The sequence below is a fragment of the Rhizobium sp. AB2/73 genome, assembly GCF_020871915.1.
Classification (GTDB): domain Bacteria; phylum Pseudomonadota; class Alphaproteobacteria; order Rhizobiales; family Rhizobiaceae; genus Rhizobium; species Rhizobium dioscoreae.
Window position 1 is genome coordinate 1 of sequence record NZ_CP067074.1, and the last position, 16,881, is coordinate 16,881.

Sequence of the window (16,881 nt, forward strand, 5' to 3'; positions counted from 1 at the left end):
TGGCAGGATATATTGGTGTGTAAACATTTGTGCTAAAATAGATCGACTTAGGTTCGATACGTGAACCAATTAGTAGTCTCTCTACACTGGCACCCGCCAACCGACAACCTACTGTATTTTTGAAATCAACAAATGTCCTGAATTTACAATTAAAGAGTGGTATTTTTTATCAAACGACTTTTTTCAAAAAAAGATCATACAATTACGGCTGAAATTTCGGAGTACTATGGTAAAGTGCATTTAGTGCTTGAAGGTACATTAAAAGTTATTCAAAGCCTGTCGCTTTATTTTAGGTCTTTTTTTTTAAAGCCGTAAACGGCGGCCCAATCTGCGGCCGCAATGATCGCATTTTCGCTTATTAAAGCTGGTCAGAACGGTTGGCATTGATATTCAACGTTTGATTATGGAGTTTAACAGGCCAGTTTTCATTCCATCTAATCTCTGTTTGGTCTTTCGCCCTGAGCAGGTGGCGATAGCCATTGAGATCGCTCTCAACGTATATAGGAAATTCGTCGTGTTCGATTTGATGAAGCGGCAAAAGGAATGGGCGCAGACGGTACCACTCACAGCAGACTTCTACTGGAGAGTGGTAGCTGGTGAGTTCTTCACAAAACCTCTCCTTGATTGCCCCGCTAAAGGGCGTGGATTCCGTGAGGTCCAACTTGATAGAGCTTTGCTCTATGTCTACGGGCCGAGGGATTTTATTGCTGATTACGTTAAAACTCGAACGCTCTGGCGTCCCAGGAGGCAAGACATCGTAGCTTGTACAATGCCCCCTTTTAGAGGAGAGATATGCAAGCAAGAGATTCTCCGTTTGCACAATAGGTTATCTTTTGTTTCATACAATACTGACGCTGATGTGGAGTACTATGTGGCTATTCTACCAAACCAGACGTTTGCAGAGGGCCCTAGCTTTTTACTTGAAAGCAGCGGCGAATATTGTGGATTTTTCCACGCAGATGGTGTGAGAGCCAAATACGATATCATTGCTTTTGGCCGCTCACACTTCCGCAACAGTTCTCCGAATGACAACACTCTGTTCGACCCAAGTATTCCCCTAGAAGCAATTCAAGAGGTGCCTTCCAAGACGAAGGGGTTTAAAAAATTCGTATCTTGCTTCTATGGGAATTGAGTTAGTGTTTGTGTTGAATTTTATATTTATAGTTTATGGAGCTTGTTGTTTTCTTTTGTTGCTGAAAATCCAATAAAGCTTATGTTGTGATGATTGTGTATTATATTGACTATTTAATATTTTCTAGAAATAATAAATTATAAATAAACATTCATGATTATAAACATGATAATCTCAAAGAAAATTACACGCAATATAATTATGATTTATTATACACAATAAAACGAAAACAGTGCACACAACACACAGGCAGTCGCTTCACATCAGCGCCCTGCCGTTTATTGAGATACTTTAATAAGTATGTCATCACATATATAATTTTGGACTGCCGTAGCGGACATCAGATACTAGACGGTGCGCGCTCCAAAGATTGACAGTTTAGTTGGATCGAAAGGCAGGCCGCCCATCAATGAAAGTGCGTCCACATCGTCGCCTCTTGCGGCCTTTATCAGCGACATGATGCTTTTCGTAACTGGAATTTTGATACGATGCGATTTGGCAATCGCGCATATCATCTCCATAGTGCGGATTTCTTCTGAGAAATAGCGGTGCTGCAAGGTGTCGGGACAAGCAAAGTTGACGTTGTACGGGAACGGTGCCAGACTGAATTCCCTCATATTCACATAGTCAGTCTTTGACTGGGTGTTGCACTCTGCCAGGACGGTGTCTAGCTTTATCCCAAGAGCGCCTGCAACTTTAAGACGCTCCTTGTCCGCAGCATCTATCACAGCGCACACGTAACTATTGGTACCTTGGCCATAAAAGTAAAAGCGATAATCGGCGCCCACACGGGATTCCAATTCCGTGCGCCAACCCTCAGCGCGCTCGGTAAGCGACCCTTCCGGATCGCGCAGCCGGCCAATATTGAGCGTCGCTGAAACTGCATGGATTATATAGTTAGAGAAAAAAAGCGAGTGGAGTGGCGAGATAGCAGTTATCGAGGAGCCAAAGATCTTTGCCAGTGTCTCGCTAATTGACTTCGGCAGTTTTAAATTGCCTCCGCCATCGCGTGTCACAGGATAGCACGACACACCAAACGAAGGCAGTATCGCTTTGATGTGAACTTCGTTTCCCTGTCCGCCGATCAGCTTTGCAGTTACAGGGGAATCGTCAGTCTCTAGAATGCGTTCGCACATCAAGCGAGCCGCGTAATTGACAGTGAATCCGTGCCCGCAGATTACGAGCAGGGGCTTTTTCAGGACGAACTTTTCGAGATCTTGAACGAAAGCTTGGTGCACGTCAGCTCGGGTTGCGAGGATCAGAAATTTCGCTGAAGCAAGCAGATCAGACAATTCCTGATATATTGTAACCTCATGCTTACCTTCGATCAAGCCGCTGGCCAGTATCCCACCATGTTGGCGAATTGAAGGCAATGAACCTGGATGATTTGCCGGAGCCCACATGGCTGTTTGAACTTTCTGGCTTGAAAACCAGGCCGCTAAAGCTGTTCCAGCGTGGCCGCCTCCAATGACTCCAACCGTCAGCTCAGATGCCATTGTTTAAGTTTTGTATTGAAATGGAATGCTTAGTTGATTGCAGTGGAAAGGAGCTTCGTCCAAGCTCATTTATAGAGTCGATGGCCCTCGGCCTGAAGCAAACAATATTCTCCAGAAAATAATCAAAGCAATGATAAAGAAAGTTTCAAGTATCACGTTAATAATATTCGCAAAATGCGTTGCAAGTAACGAATAAAGTGCAGCTGCTTGAGTGCCGCAAAAGTGGATTGTAGCAATTTTCCGACTTATTTATAGAATGCAATTTGATCACGCGCCACTTCGTAAAAGATGCTCTCTACCCTAAAATGGGGATTATCGAGCTCGAAACATGCGATTGAACTTTTAAACGGTTCACAACGTTAATATCGGTCCAAACTAACGATTATGATCACTGTATCAATGCTGAGGGACGTTGGAATAACGTGATAAGATAATATGATCATCGGTAAATTTATATTTAATTATCGAATAGTGATTATTAAAATAACAAAATTACAGCTCGTAAATAAAACAAGTGACGTGAGAGGATACAAAAATGTGTCAAGGTATTTGACGTTCTCTGCCAGTAATAGGCGATATTCGTCAAAACACTTGCTATATCTCGTACTGCGGCTGCAGATTTGCTAATCTAGCGGCCGATCATGGGGAGAGAACCAGCGGATGCGACATTCGTAAAATGGCAATCGCGTCTTCCTGAGGGATGCTAAGTGAAGTACGTGTTCGTTGACCAGAATCACATATGAGATTTTGATGCAGCGACCTTGTTCTGCGCTTAGATCAATTAGTTACTCACACAAACTTACGGGTAAACTGGGCTCGCGGACTTAGATCAATCTGCAAAAATCACAGAGTGGCAGGATGTATCAGATTGTAGTGATCGTTTATTGACCCCTATCTGCGTAACTTTGTTTGTATCTCTGTTTTGGGACTGAAGTTTTTACGGCCTTGGAAGCACAATCTCTCCGATGGCGCGGCACGTCGATCTCTCGGACTATGTGACACAGATCGGCGGCATTGGGGATATCAGACGACGCCAAAGAAAATCCCGCCGACGAAAGCTCACTCGTTCGCCGGAAGAGTTTGTCTAGGTCCTGTTGACAAAGTACGGCAACCATATCTTCGCGGCGGCCAGAGCGAGGAATGCTGAGAAGGATTTTCGGGTTTTGTCGTATCGGGTCGCCACGCGGCGGAACTGCTTGAGACGGTTGAACATCCGTTCGATATGGTTTCGATTCTTGTAGGCTCGGAAGTCGCAGGCAGGCGGGTTCTTCCGGTTGGCTTTCGGCGGAATGACCGGCCTGATCCCGTGGGTCAGCAGTTCCTCGCGCAGGAAATTGCCGTCATATCCTTTGTCGGCAAGAAACAACCTCGGTTTACCGACCGGTATTGCCAGTAAATCAGGAACGGCACTGTAATCAGAAGCCTCTCCGCCGGTCAGGATGAAGCCGAGAGGGCGTCCTTGACCGTCTGCACGGGCGTGGATTTTCGTCGTAGAGCCACCGCGTGATCGACCAAAAGCCTCCTTATAAGTCCCCCTTTAGCGCCCGCTGCCTGCGAATGGCCACGAACCGTTGTACTCTCGATCATATGCTGCCAGTCGTCGGTCAGCCCCAACTCGACCAGCGTCTCTAACAGAGCGTCCCATATGCCTTGTTCAGCCCATCGGCGGAAACGAACATAAATCGAATTCCATTTGCCGTATCGCTCATGCATATCGCGCCATGGACAGCCAACGCGCAAGACGTGAAGCATCCCGTTCAAAAAGCGGCGGTTGTCATGCGATGGGCGAGACTTGCGGCCCCGCTCTCTCGGCAGCAGCGGTTCAACTATCCGCCATTCTGCATCACTCAAATCGCCTCGTTCCAAAACCGCCTCCTAAAAGGTAGTGTTGAATCACGCTTCAAGCGATTTTGGAATCGGGGTCAATTGCAGCTGATGAGCTTTTCGCGTCCAAAGTCTCCCAAATCTCGCCATCGCGAACCTCAATCCAGGCGGATTTCTGATGCTCAGGGCAACGGTCAAATATGGTCCAGCTAGGCTGGCCGTCTGCGGTCATAAACGAAGCTATATAAAGTCCGCCTGCCAATTCAATCGAGAGCTCTGGAAGTCGTCCGAATAACGATACATTTCGAACGTCACGACCGATAAGCGACCGAAAAGTCTCTTCCCAACCGTCTTCGTCGCTCCACCTTCCGCACACAATCGAGTTTTCATTCTCAATCCGCCAACTCCACTCGATCATGACTGTGAAGTCGCCCTGTGAATTTCCGGCAGTACCGTCGCGTCTCACTTGGGGTGATAAGCGGCCAAACTCCAAGAAAATTGCCGAGCCATGGCCACGCCAAACCGCCGACAACGGCTTTGTCAAAAGCGCAGATCGAAACTTATCGAAAACTTCCAGAGGCGTTGGCAACGTATCCCTCCCAACCCATAACGGATGAAACTCCCCGATGATCGAGAACTTTGTCAACAGGACCTAGCATTACAGTCGCATGTTTATCTATTGTCTGAATAAACGGGCCTCCATGGTTCGGAGACGATGGATAGCAGGTGCATCGTAAGCGCTGTCTCCGCCCCATTGGATAGGCTGTATTTTGAGGCTGGGCGGGCGTGCGAGAAGGTTTCCAGGACTATCTGGAGATTTGCATGGCAGATGATGGATTTGTTGGGCGCTACGAAGTTGTCGAGCCGCGCCGCGGAAACCGGCGTTGGCCAGATGATGTGAAGGCGCGGATCGTGGCGGAAAGCCTTGAGCCTGGTGTTCGTGTTGTTGATGTCGCGCGCCGTCATGACGTTGTTCCGCACCAGCTTTCTTTCTGGCGCCGACAAGCGCGCGAGGGCATTCTGGCGCTGCCTTTTGAGGCTATGCTGGGCCTGTCGGAGAGCGGCGATGCCGAGCCTGCATTTGTGCCTTTGGCGATTGCGGCAGAGCCGAGCGAGGCGTTGAATGTTTTGGCGCCGCCGAAACTGCGGGAGGCGGTTTCGTCAGTCTTGACGCTCACGATCGGCCCGGACGTTGTGATACGGGTTCCCGGCGATGCGCCGGTTGAACGGGTCGCCGCTCTGGTGCGCGCCATGCGAGGGACGGCATGATCGTCGCGGGCCAACGACTGCCGATCCCTGATTGCAACGCGGCCGGTGAACTCCCGCTGCGGGCATCAGGCGCTGGCTCTGATGGTGCAGACCGAGTTGAAGCTCGACCCGCATTCCGGGGTGACGGTGATCTTCCGGTCGAAGCGCGGTGATCGTCTGAAAATCCTGGCATGGGATGGCACCGGAATGGTGCTAACCTACAAAATTCTTGAACATGGAAGCTTTGCCTGGCCCAAGGTGCAGGATGGGACGATGCGTCTTTCCAGGGGGCAATACGAAGCGTTATTCGAGGGGCTCGACTGGCGGCGAGTCATGGCGCAACGGGTGATCGCGCCGTCGGCGGCAGGGTGACTATCCGGCTGCCTTTGCATTGTTTTATTTGGATTTTTTGTGCTGTCTTGCTATAAGACCGCATGTCGCAACCTATTGATCTCAGCCTGTTTCCGAACCTTCCGCCAGAGGTGGTGAAGGCGTTTGCCGCGATGCAGTTCGAGCTGTCGGTCGAGCGTGCTGCACGTCAGCATGAACAGGCGGTCGTTGCCGAAAAGGACGCGTTCATCGGTGAGTTGAAGGAGCTGATCGAGAGGCTTGAGGGTCAGGTTCACGACTATCGACGCACGAAGTTCGGGCCGAAATCGGAAAAGCTCGATCCGGCGCAGATGGAACTGGCGCTGGAAGACCTTGAAACGGCGATCGCCGAAACACAAGCACGGATCGCCGCCGTCGAGCAGAAGATCGAAGCAAGCGCAGATGATCCCGAAAAGGCTGGCGATCCTGACAAGGCCGTTTCTCGCAAGGAGCGTAAGGCCCGTGCACTGCCTGAACACCTGCCGCGGGTCGAGCGCGTGATCGAGCCCGAGAGCATCGTTTGTCCCTGCGGTTGCGGCAACATGGTGCGGATCGGCGAGGACCGGACGGAACGGCTCGACCGGATCCCGGCGCGCTACGAGGTGATCGTCACGATCCGCCCGAAATACGCATGCCCCAAGGGTCGAACGGGCGTCATCCAGGCCAGAGCGCCCGCGCATCTTCTGGAGGCAAGCTGGCCGACTGAAGCCCTTCTGGCGGAGATTGCCGTCGCCAAGCATTCCGAACATATGCCGCTCAACCGGCAAGCTGAGGTCATGGCGCGACACGGGGTGCCGATAGACCGCACGGTCCTTTCCGATTGGATGGGGCGCGCGGGCAGCGAAATCGCACCGGTGGTCGACCATATGGCCAAACGGCTGCTGTGGGAAAGCACGCGGCTTTATGTCGACGAGACAACGGCTCCGGTGTTGGATCCGGGGCGAGGCAAGACGAAGACCGGTTATCTGTGGGCCGTGCTACGTGACGACCGCGGCTGGAATGGCTCTGCGCCGCCAGGTGCGGTGTTTCATTACCGGCCCGGGCGTAAAGGCGAATATGACGCTGAAATCCTCGACGGGTTTAACGGGACAATCCAGGTGGATGCCTACGGTGGTTACTCTCACCTCGCCACGTCGGACCGGATGGGTGGCGATCCCTTGAAGCTGGCTTTCTGTTGGGCGCATGGGCGCAGAAAGCTGATCAAGGCCGCGCCAAAGAGTGGATCGCCCATCGTCGACGAGGCGCTGGTGCAGATCGCCGCGCTCTACAAGATCGAAGACAGTATCCGGGGCTCAGATCCCGAACATCGCTGGGCAGTTCGACGGGACCTGTCCCTCCCGCTGGTGGACGAGTTCTTCACCTGGCTGGCAGCGCAAGCCAAGCGCGTCTCACGCAAGTCTGACCTCGGAAAAGCCCTGGCCTATATGCTGACGCGGCAGGACGGCTTCCGGCTGTTCCTGGGCGACGGCCACGTCGATATCGACTCTAACCTGGTGGAAAACGCGATCCGCCGACCGGCCATGAACCGCCGCAATGCGCTCTTTGCGGGGCACGATGAAGGGGCGCGCAATTGGGCTCGGTTTGCCAGTCTGATCGGCACTTGCAAAATGAACGGCGTTGAGCCCTACGCCTATCTGTGCGACCTCTTCACCCGCCTCGCAAACGGCCACCTCGCCAAGGACATCGAAGCCCTGATGCCGTGGGCCTATGCCGCCCGCATCAAGGCCTCACAATGAGCTCGTCAGGTACTCTTCGGTGAGCTCATTTGACGGCCCGCAGATCAACCTCAGATAGCTGCAACTGAAAAAGCGCTGGGGCGTGGACGTCGCATACGGTGCATCTACCGAGACGACGCTTGAGCTTTGGGCGTTATCGCTGCGTGACGTGAAGGCTCGCATGCGCGGACTGTTTACGCAGGAGCGAGTTGCAGCATCTTCGAACCTTTTCCGGGACGGTTTGCTCGGTGACGAACGGCGTGAGACAGGTTGGATGCCCGCTGAGGCGGCGGGTGATCCCGGCCCGTGGCGGCAACAAGCCATTCTGGGTCGCGGGCGTTGGACGCGGACGCACTTCGCGACATCGTGCGGAGTTGCGCGCCAATATACAGGTTCGGCAGGCAAGATAACTAACTGCCAGATCGGTGTGTTCGCTGCTTATGTGTCCGTTCGCGGTCATGCCTTTATCGATCAAGCCCTGCACTTGCCCAAGAACTGGACCGGCGATCCGGCAAGGCTTGCAACTGTTCATGTTCCTGAAGCTACAGCCTTCGCTACCAAGCCCGGCCTGGCTGTCGATATGATACGGCGTGCGCTTTCAGCCGCTGTACCGTTTTCATGGGTGGCCGCAGATGCGGTGTAAGTCGAAGGGACCCTGCGCCGAGCCTGTAAAGGCTACGTTATTGGGGTTAAATCGGACCACCATTTCGGCTCCTGGTCGGGCAAGCCTCCGGTCGCCGGAACAGCGCAGGAAATCGCCCGTGATCTCGATCCTGAAGCCTGGCGGCGTCTTTCCGCGGGTGAAGGTACCAAAGGCACACGACTTCATGACTGGGCCTATTGCGAACTCGCCGACCTCGATGCCGACGAATACGACGACACGAAATCAGGACTTTGGACCCGTGGCCTCCTGATCCGGCGCAATATCAGCGACGGTGATCTCGCATTCTTCACGACATGGTGCCCGGTCGGGACCAGCATCCAGGCCCTCGTTGCCATTGAAGGCCATCGGTGGGCGATCGAAGACAGTTTCGAGACCGCCAAGAACGAGCTCGGACTCGATCACAATGAAACCCGGTCATGGCACGGCTGGCATCGCCACGTCTCGCTGGTCATGCTCGCCTTCGCCATGATGGCGGTGATCCGGTACCGCGCCAATGACGTGACGCCCAAAAAAAGACCGCGGATGCCGACCAGCAGGATCTGATCCGCTGGTCTATCAAGGAAGTCCGGCGCATCGCCATCAGACTCGCCCAGCGTCGAATAAACCCCGCCTATGTCATCGCATGGTCATGGTGGAGACGCGCCCATCAGGCGGCCGCTCAACGAGCTCATCTGAAAGCCAAAATGCAACTGTAATGCTAGCTAGAGTCGTTCGTGTTGCGTTACGGATTAAGCGGGTCATCATCCAACAGCAATGGGGGGAGAGGGAACGCACTCCGGTTATTCACCGCACGGATGCGGTCAAGGTTTGGTTGGTTGAGTCGCGTTAGCCGCGTCAAGTCCCCAATCGGACATACGTTCTAGCACCGGGCGCATGGTGCGGCCGAGGGGCGTCAGTTCGTATTCCACCCTTGGCGGCATTTCGGCGTAGTACACTCTGGAGACAATGCCGGCTTCCTCAAACTGACGCAACCGACGAGTTAGGGTATGAGGGCTGATCCCGGGCAATGCTTCGCGAAGCTCGCTGAACCGACGTCGGCCTCCACTGCAGAGTTGGGCAAGAATGAGGGCGGCCCAAGGGCCGTCTACCATCTCGACGAACCGCCTGACGCCGGCGATAAGTTCGGGGGCCGGTGTTTTTTCCATTTGGTCTCCATTAGTGCATTTGATGTAACTGGTGCACAGATTGTATTAAGTCAAGGCGTGCCGCTCTTGCTTTGGTCCGCAGCCGGTAGAAGCGAGCGTAATCCTCCTATATCGGTTTCCCATATCGAACCTCGAAGAGGAAGAACATGATTGAACTTTTGAAAAAGCGCCGGACGCAATATGCGCTGGGTCGCAACCTCGATATTGCAGAGACGGTGATAGAGGACCTGGCTCGTGAGGCGATCAGATGGTCTCCGTCGCCTTTCAATTCTCAAAGCTCTCGAGTGGTGTTCCTTTTCGGCAACGAAAGCGAAAAACTCTGGAGTATAGTAAGAAGAGAGATAGCGCAGATCATGTCTAGCGATACTCTGGAACAGTTTCTGAAGAAGATCGACGGATTTGCAGCAGGTGTTGGGACGATCCTCTTTTTCGAAGATGAGCAAACTGTGCTAGACCTACAGGAACAATGGCCGCTCTTCGCAGACCATTTCCCCGACTGGTCTGAACAGTCCGGCGGCATGGCCCAGTTTGCTGTATGGACGGCGCTGGCCAACGTTGGCGTTGGGGCAAGTCTTCAACATTATAATCCTCTGATCGATGAATCTGTGAAGAAGACTTGGAATCTTCCTGTGGGTTGGAAGCTCCGTGCGCAGATGCCAATTGGCTCAAATGAGGCTCCCGTCCCGGACAAGACTTTCCTTCCTGACGCCCTTCGTTTCCGCAGTTTCCGCTGATCAGGTAAAGGGAGCCGGCTTGAACGCCGGCTCCAATCTTCACGTGCTGTGCTATGCGCAGTTCGTGAGAGTAACGGGTTTCGAGTATGCACGAACATCTACGGCAATCTGGATTGATGTGGTTGTCTAATCGCAATTGGGGTGTCAATAGCAATCTTTTGTAAGCAGCGCTGCCGGGTGCATCGTTGTCTTCGCGGTCCCCGATCATGTCCCAGGACGTGGTGTAGCTTAGACGACCACGGCTCATCCCAGAGGGCCGGATGAGTGTCAGCTTGCGGCTGGCACGCTGATGAGTGGATCATCGCTCATCTTGGCGATTGTCTCAAGGGTCATATAACGAGGTCGCTGGACGGCCCGTTCATCGTTCTGTTCGAGCAGCAGCGCACCGACCAGGCGCACGATGGCGTCGTCGTTGGGGAAGATGCCGACGACCTCTGTCCGCCGCTTGATCTCGCCGTTCAATCGCTCGATCGGGTTGGTCGAGTGAAGTTTGGCCCAATGCTGCTTGGGAAAGGTCATGTGGGCGAGCACGTCTTGCTCGGCGCTGTCCATGAGACTGGCGAGCTTCGGTACCTTTGGCCTGATCAGGTCGGCAACGTTGCGCCACTGAGTGCTTGCCGCCTCCGGCGTGTCCTGAGCAAAGGCCGTGGCAATGAAGGCGGAGACGACGCGCCGTCCGCTCTTTCCCGCATGGGCCAAGGCATTGCACATGAAGCGGACCCTGCAGCGCTGCCAAGTGGCGGAGAGCACCTTCGATACCGCGGCCTTCCCTCATGCGCATCTGAGACGACGAGCTTGACGCCACGCAGACCCCGCCTGGCCAGCTTTCTAAGAAACTCAGTCCAGATCGCCTCGGCCTCGGACGTACCGATCTCCATGCCGCGCACCTCGGGTCGACCATCGGTGTTGACGCCCACCGCGATGATTACGGCGACGGAGACAATACAACCAGCGCGCCGAACCTTGAGGTAGGTCGGATGAGTAGGCGATGCGCGCCTTACCGCATTACGGCGGCAGGTTTCGCATCGCCTCTCGCCGAACCGGACGTGCGCCTTCGTTACGCATCCGGCTCTCCAGAAGACATGGCAAAGTCAGGCATGTCCATCCACGCGAGACGGTATCGCTCGACAGTTGTCCAGCCGAGCACTTGTTGCTCAACGGACCCTTCTCGCCAAACCCGTCTCGTCGCCCGGCGCCTGCTTGGCTGTTTTGAGCCCCACAGTTCGCTGGGTGTTGCCTTTGGACGTTTCTTACGTAGCCAGCAGTAAAGACGCAGGCCAATATACCAGTCGAGATCGACAAATACGCGGCCAGCGCCGACACAGTAGCGATAATAATTCGCCCATCCGCTGGTGATGGAATTCACCTTCCGAAGCTTTTCGCCAAGACTGACGGATATGCTGTCACGCTGCGTCAGTTGCTTGACCTTGAGACGCAGGTTCGCGGCCTTTGCCTTGGGTATTTCAACGCGCGGGCCATAGCCGTTGCGTTTATCACAATGCGCGCTGAAGCGGAATCCGAGAAACTCGAAGCCCTCTGTCATGGCCGTTACCTTTGTCTTTTCCGGCGACAACGTTAGCCCGGTCGTCTCGATCAGGTAGTCGGCCAGAGCGGATTTCTCTGCCATAGCCTCCTCCAGCGATCCAGACACCAAAACCACGAAGTCGTCGGCGTAGCGCACCGGCAGAAACACACAGCGTCCTGCTATGCGATCACTGTCGCGGGCGCTCGCCGCTGCCGCCACCCCGTTGCTTTTGCGACGGGCTTGGGTCTTTCGGCGGTGATAGGTCCAACTTTCATACCGCTCCTCGATCGCACTAAGAGATGATCCCGCCTTGAGGGGTACAGGCGTCCGTCCGCAAGAACTGATCCTCCGTCAAAACACCGGCCTTCAGGAATGATCCGACCAATCGCACCACTCGTCGATCGCCAATACGCTTGCGCATCCGCTCGAGCAGGTGATGATGATTGATATTGTCGAAGCATCCTTTGATGTCCCCCTCGATCACCCAAGGGTATGGCAGCCGGTTTCGCCGGGTGTCCTTGTCCCGTTTCTGAGGCAAGGCTGCCCGGCGAATGTACTCCAAGGCGCCGTGGGTGTTTCTGCCGGGTTGAAACCCATAAGAGACGTGCCAGAATTGCGCCTCGAAGATCGGCTCCAAAAGGATTTTGGCCGCGCCTTGTACGACGCGGTTTCTGATGGTGGGGATGCCCAAGGGGCGGAATTGCCCTGGTTTCCCGGCCTTTGGAATGAGCTTGCGTCTGGCCGGACTTGGCCGATATGCACCACTGCGCAGATCAGCTTGAAGATCGACCAGGGCGCGATGTTCACTCCTGTTCCGGATGCGTCCCACCGTCATCCCGTCAACGCCGGCCGTGCGTCCACCCTTGTTGGAGGCGACACGATGCCAGGCATGGCGCAGCACTCTGAGGTCGGTCAACCAACCCCACATGTCGCGCCACTGATCGTCGGGATTAGCCTTACTCCACTGATAAAGTTTGCTTTGAATGCCGAGTACTCAGACCTTGTCGGTCTGATGATCCATGTCCACAGATCACTCCTCCGTCTTTGCAGCCTATCGTCCTACTGCTTCCCTTCGCCCTGTGTGCGGCTTTCCCGCACTCCGACTACTACGAAAGCTCCGCCCTTGGTGTCGCCCATATCTGGCCATCGCAGCGAGCCCGGTTTCCGACCGGGCAGACGATCCAAGTTCGCGTGTTCCGATTTTTCAACCTTCTGCCTTTAGGCGGTGAGCTCTACCCCGTGCGATGCTGGAGATGGGGCATAGGAGCCAGTCCCATCTCGGGTCTCAACAAGAACACGGCAGTAAGGATAGACGAGCCTTACCGCCTCTGATCGTTCTTTCGTGCCTCCACGCCATCACGCTAATGGAAGCGATTTCTGTGTTTCGAGGCTTCTGACGCTCACTTCGTTGTCTCGCCAGGGGCACTGCGGTAGCCCGGCCCGCGGTTGATGGCCCGCATCCGGTACAGTTAAGGCCAATCTGCTTATGCAACCCAACCGGCGACGCCCGGCCGAGCTTCTTGGCCCCCTTCGATCCACTGCTCCCGTGGATCGGACGGCATTGCAGCCGTCGGTCAAAAATCGGCAAGCTTGAGAGGTTACACTAAATCATACGCACCTCCCGCGCCGCACGGCGCACCATTGATCCACAGGTAGGGCCATTCTCCTTCGATGGGCCTGTCGAGGAAGACCTTCGCCTTCTCATCGATCTCTTCGCACAGCCGGGATACCTGGCTTTTTGAGATTCCGCTCATGCCCATCGCCTTGACGAGGTCATCGACGGATCGGGTCGAAATGCCCTGGATATAGGCCTCTTTGATGACCGCCGTCAGGGCCTTCTCGGCCATTCGGCGTGGTTCGAGAAAGCTCGGGAAGTAGCTGCCTGTGCGAAGCTTGGGAATGCGTAGCTCGACGGTGCCCCCCGGTGTCTCCCAATCCCGGTCGCGATAGCCGTTACGTTGGGCCATTCGGAAGCCATACTTCTCGCCATAGGCAGCGCCGGTCTTCGTGCCGACCTCCAGCGCCATCAACTTCTGGGCAGCGAACCCGATCATCTCGCGCAGCAAATAGGCATCAGCGCTCTTCTCAACGAGTGAGCGCAGGTTCATCATGTCGTTGGTCATCGGTGGTGTCCCTCAGGTTGGCTCTAAGCAACCCGACCTACCGAGAATCACCAACCGCGAAGACAATCATGCACCCGGCAGCGCTGCTTACAAAAGATTGCTATTGTCACCCCAATTGCGATTAGACAACCACATCAGTCCAAAACGGCATGTTCGTTAAAAGCGTAGTGTAGCCATGTGACTCTGCATCCGGCGTAGGAGCCGAGTTCATCCTCACTCTTCGTCTTTTGCTTTTGCCTTGCAATCTTCAAATTGATGCACCGGATAAAAAAAGTCACAGCCATAGGCAAAATCCAAGAGTAACTGTTGAAAGAATGATCGTTTCACTGGAGCGTTTGTTTCCCCGAACTGTTCTGAAACGGCTAGCGAGCCCGACAATCGTGTGCCATCGACGTTGGCCTGCGGCAGATCCGAGCAGCTAATTGAGGTATCTTGTTTCTTTTTCAGGTTCATGTTTCGAACTCGTTGTATAATGTCCACTCACTTTACCATCTGAATGCGCTAAGACGATTAGCCGTGCAGAAAAGTCGGTTTCAACTGCAATCCAGTGAGCTCGATGTAAGGTGGTGAGCATTTGAGGAAGAATTGGTCCGCAACCTGCTTGCAAAGTCTGGACAGCCGTAATGTTCGCAAACACGGCCGGGATGCGTCCCTTCCGGTAACTCTCAAGGGCCGCATCTAAACGATAACATGCGATCCCAGTTCAACCACGCGATTGGCGGGAAGGTGGAAATAGTCCGATGGTAGAGAGGCCGCATTCGCAAGAAGGATGTAGAATCGGTCCTGCCAATAGGGCATGCCGGACTTGGCATCGGGCACCAGTTTGCGGCGGCCGAGATAGAAGGAGGTCGACATGATTTCGAACTTCAGACCGGCCTTGCGCAGCGCCGCCAGCGCCTGCGAGACGTTTTGGGATTCCATAAAGCCGAACAGCAGTTCGACGCGGGAGAAGCGTTCGGAAATCTTCTCGACGTTGTAACGGTCCTGGCTTCGCACGCGCGGCTTGTTGACGGTGCGGATCGTTAGGATAACGTTGCGATCGTGGAGCACGTGGTTGTGCTTGAGATTGTGCAGCAAGGCGGCGGGGGCCGATTCCGGGTCGCTGGTCAGGAAGATCGCGGTGCCCGGAACCTGCGCTGGCGAATGTTCGCTCTTGCGCTCAATCGAAGTAACGAAGGAGGGGAGCGGAATATCGGTGTGGCGAGTCTTTTCCATCAGGATGGTGGTGCCGCGGCGCCAGGTCCACATGATGACGGTAAAGGCGGTGGCAATCAGGATCGGGATATAACCACCGTCGTAGATCTTCAAAAGGTTGGCGCCGAGGAAGATCAGTTCAAGCACAATCAGTGGTGCAAGCACGATCACCGCCGCCGGAAGCGACCAGTTCCAGCGGGCGCGAATGAATTCGAAGGCCATGATCGAGGTGACGACCATTGCACCGGTGACGGAGATACCATAAGCGGTCGCCAGCCCATCGGAAGTCTTGAAACTCAGCACCAGAAAGATGACGCCAATGAATAGCACCGCATTGACCGAAGGTACGAAGATCTGTCCGGTATTGGTTTCCGAGGTGAAGAGGATTTCCATGCGCGGCAGGAAGCCGAGGTTGATGCCCTGGCGCACCAGCGAGAAGGCACCGGTAATGACGGCCTGGCTGGCGATGATCGTGGCGCAGGTCGCGAGAATGACGACCGGCAACAGCGCCCACTTCGGATACATGAGGTAAAATGGATCGGACATCGTTGCCGGATTGCCGAGGACGAGCGCGCCCTGACCGAGATAGTTCAGCGTCAGGGACGGGAAGACCAGCGCGAACCAGGCGCACTGGATCGGGCGACGACCGAAATGACCGAGATCCGCATAGAGCGCTTCCGCACCTGTCACAGTCAAGAAGACTGCGCCGAGAACCACGATGCCACATAAGCCTTCGTGCAGCAGGAAGCTGAGGGCATAATAGGGATTGAAGGCGGCGATGATGCCGAAATCGTCGGAGATATGGGAAATGCCGGCGGCAGCCATGACCAGGAACCAGACGGCGGTGATCGGGCCAAAGAACTTGGCGACGGCACCGGTGCCGCGCGATTGCACAACGAAGAGCAGCGCCAGGATCATCACCGAGATCGGCACGATATATTCCGAAAGCCTCGGTGCAACGAGCTTCAGGCCCTCGACGGCCGAGAGGACCGACAACGCCGGCGTGATCATCGCATCGCCGAGGAAGAGGGCAGCCCCTATTAGGCCGAGCAGCATCAGTATGTCGGTATGGCCGTTGGTGGTCTTCATTAGAAGAGCGAGCAGCGACAACGTGCCGCCCTCGCCTTCGTTGTCGGCGCGCAGCAGAAACAGCACATATTTGATGGTGACGATGATTGTCAGCGCCCAGATCATCAGAGAGGTCAGGCTAACGACCTCGAAACGCGTGACACCGTCATGGGCGAAGGGCTTCAGCGCTTCGCGGAACGCATAAAGCGGGCTGGTGCCGATATCGCCGTAGACGACGCCGACAGAACCGAGCGCAAGACAGAAAAGCTTTTTTTGCGACATCTGTGATTCCTTCGGATAGCTCTCTGCGGACATGAAGTTGCAACAGGCTCCTTCGAGCCAGCCTCTTCTCCTGCATAACTTGGCCTGCCTACCCGCATGCCAACGCATTCATAGCGGTGATCGCTTAATGATCAGCCGGGATTTCCTTGCTGACGCAGCATTTTTTGAGGCCTTATCTCACGACTACGAACAATAAAAAAATAGAATCGAACTTCACCTGTAACGCCTAAGAGCTCCAGGGCGCCGTGAATCGATGCCACGATCGGGTTCTTCAGAGCCTCTAAAGCGGTCGGCTTTACAGCGAAATACTTGCGACCTTCTTGATGGTGAACGAAGACGGATCGACAGGCTAATCTACCTGC

14 protein-coding genes and 3 pseudogenes are annotated in these 16,881 nt (G+C 54.6%); 6 read left to right on the forward strand and 11 right to left on the reverse strand.

The genetic code is table 11. The features are described from left to right. The first annotated feature begins 403 nt into the window (after positions 1-403). Positions 404-1,132, forward strand: coding sequence for a RolB family protein (locus I8E17_RS30990; protein ID WP_032489284.1), 729 nt, complete (start codon positions 404-406; stop codon positions 1,130-1,132). 347 nt (positions 1,133-1,479) lie between these two features. Here I8E17_RS30990 and I8E17_RS30995 read toward each other — a convergent pair whose 3' ends face one another. The 4 genes from I8E17_RS30995 to I8E17_RS31005 form a co-directional block, all read right to left on the reverse strand. After that, positions 1,480-2,628 (reverse strand): NAD/NADP-dependent octopine/nopaline dehydrogenase family protein, encoded by a 1,149-nt coding sequence (locus I8E17_RS30995; protein WP_209160087.1) that lies wholly within the window; start codon positions 2,626-2,628, stop codon positions 1,480-1,482. A 1,084-nt stretch (positions 2,629-3,712) separates the two neighbouring features. Next, positions 3,713-4,111, reverse strand: a complete 399-nt coding sequence (locus I8E17_RS35320) for an IS5 family transposase (RefSeq protein WP_255610427.1) — start codon at positions 4,109-4,111, stop codon at positions 3,713-3,715. Beyond that, entirely contained in the window at positions 4,063-4,494 is a 432-nt protein-coding gene (locus I8E17_RS35325) for an IS5 family transposase (RefSeq protein ID WP_255610372.1), read from the reverse strand. Before I8E17_RS35325 ends, I8E17_RS35320 begins: the two co-directional genes overlap by 49 nt. Before the next feature lie 34 nt (positions 4,495-4,528). Next, the gene (locus I8E17_RS31005) at positions 4,529-5,041 is read right to left on the reverse strand and encodes a hypothetical protein (protein ID WP_229002301.1); all 513 of its coding nucleotides are present in this window, start codon (positions 5,039-5,041) and stop codon (positions 4,529-4,531) included. 233 nt (positions 5,042-5,274) lie between these two features. On the opposite strand from I8E17_RS31005, the gene I8E17_RS31010 reads away from it, so the two are divergent. The 4 genes and pseudogenes from I8E17_RS31010 (at position 5,275) to I8E17_RS31025 (ending at position 8,991) form a co-directional block, all read left to right on the forward strand. Continuing rightward, positions 5,275-5,721, forward strand: a complete 447-nt coding sequence (locus I8E17_RS31010) for a transposase (protein ID WP_032489286.1) — start codon at positions 5,275-5,277, stop codon at positions 5,719-5,721. 81 nt (positions 5,722-5,802) lie between these two features. Further along, entirely contained in the window at positions 5,803-6,072 is a 270-nt protein-coding gene (tnpB, locus tag I8E17_RS31015; protein WP_229002302.1) for an IS66 family insertion sequence element accessory protein TnpB, read from the forward strand. Positions 6,073-6,134: 62 nt separating this feature from the next. Beyond that, positions 6,135-7,805 carry an IS66 family transposase gene (locus tag I8E17_RS31020; RefSeq protein WP_209160089.1) on the forward strand — a complete coding sequence of 557 codons (1,671 nt, stop codon included), beginning with the start codon at positions 6,135-6,137 and terminating at the stop codon, positions 7,803-7,805. A gap of 82 nt (positions 7,806-7,887) precedes the next feature. Next, positions 7,888-8,991 (forward strand): annotated as a pseudogene (locus tag I8E17_RS31025) (IS701 family transposase). A gap of 257 nt (positions 8,992-9,248) precedes the next feature. Here the strand turns inward: I8E17_RS31025 and I8E17_RS31030 are convergent. Continuing rightward, complete coding sequence (locus I8E17_RS31030) at positions 9,249-9,593, reverse strand: helix-turn-helix domain-containing protein (protein WP_209160090.1); 345 nt, start codon at positions 9,591-9,593, stop codon at positions 9,249-9,251. 146 nt (positions 9,594-9,739) lie between these two features. Between I8E17_RS31030 and I8E17_RS31035 the strand changes: the two genes are divergently transcribed. Then, positions 9,740-10,327: a nitroreductase family protein gene (locus tag I8E17_RS31035; protein ID WP_209160091.1), complete on the forward strand. Its 588-nt coding sequence runs from the start codon at positions 9,740-9,742 to the stop codon at positions 10,325-10,327. A 267-nt stretch (positions 10,328-10,594) separates the two neighbouring features. Here I8E17_RS31035 and I8E17_RS31040 read toward each other — a convergent pair. The 6 genes and pseudogenes from I8E17_RS31040 to I8E17_RS31065 form a co-directional block, all read right to left on the reverse strand. After that, positions 10,595-11,301 (reverse strand): annotated as a pseudogene (locus tag I8E17_RS31040) (IS256 family transposase); the annotation flags it as partial. An 83-nt stretch (positions 11,302-11,384) separates the two neighbouring features. Then, complete coding sequence (locus I8E17_RS31045) at positions 11,385-11,954, reverse strand: group II intron maturase-specific domain-containing protein (protein WP_229002303.1); 570 nt, start codon at positions 11,952-11,954, stop codon at positions 11,385-11,387. A gap of 190 nt (positions 11,955-12,144) precedes the next feature. Next, positions 12,145-12,768, reverse strand: a complete 624-nt coding sequence (locus I8E17_RS31050) for a reverse transcriptase domain-containing protein (RefSeq protein ID WP_229002304.1) — start codon at positions 12,766-12,768, stop codon at positions 12,145-12,147. A 724-nt stretch (positions 12,769-13,492) separates the two neighbouring features. Further along, positions 13,493-13,975, reverse strand: a pseudogene (locus I8E17_RS31055) (transposase); the annotation flags it as partial. 213 nt (positions 13,976-14,188) lie between these two features. Then, positions 14,189-14,428 (reverse strand): hypothetical protein, encoded by a 240-nt coding sequence (locus I8E17_RS31060; protein WP_209160092.1) that lies wholly within the window; start codon positions 14,426-14,428, stop codon positions 14,189-14,191. A gap of 225 nt (positions 14,429-14,653) precedes the next feature. Further along, positions 14,654-16,552 (reverse strand): potassium transporter Kup, encoded by a 1,899-nt coding sequence (locus tag I8E17_RS31065; protein WP_209160093.1) that lies wholly within the window; start codon positions 16,550-16,552, stop codon positions 14,654-14,656. Positions 16,553-16,881 lie beyond the last annotated feature (329 nt).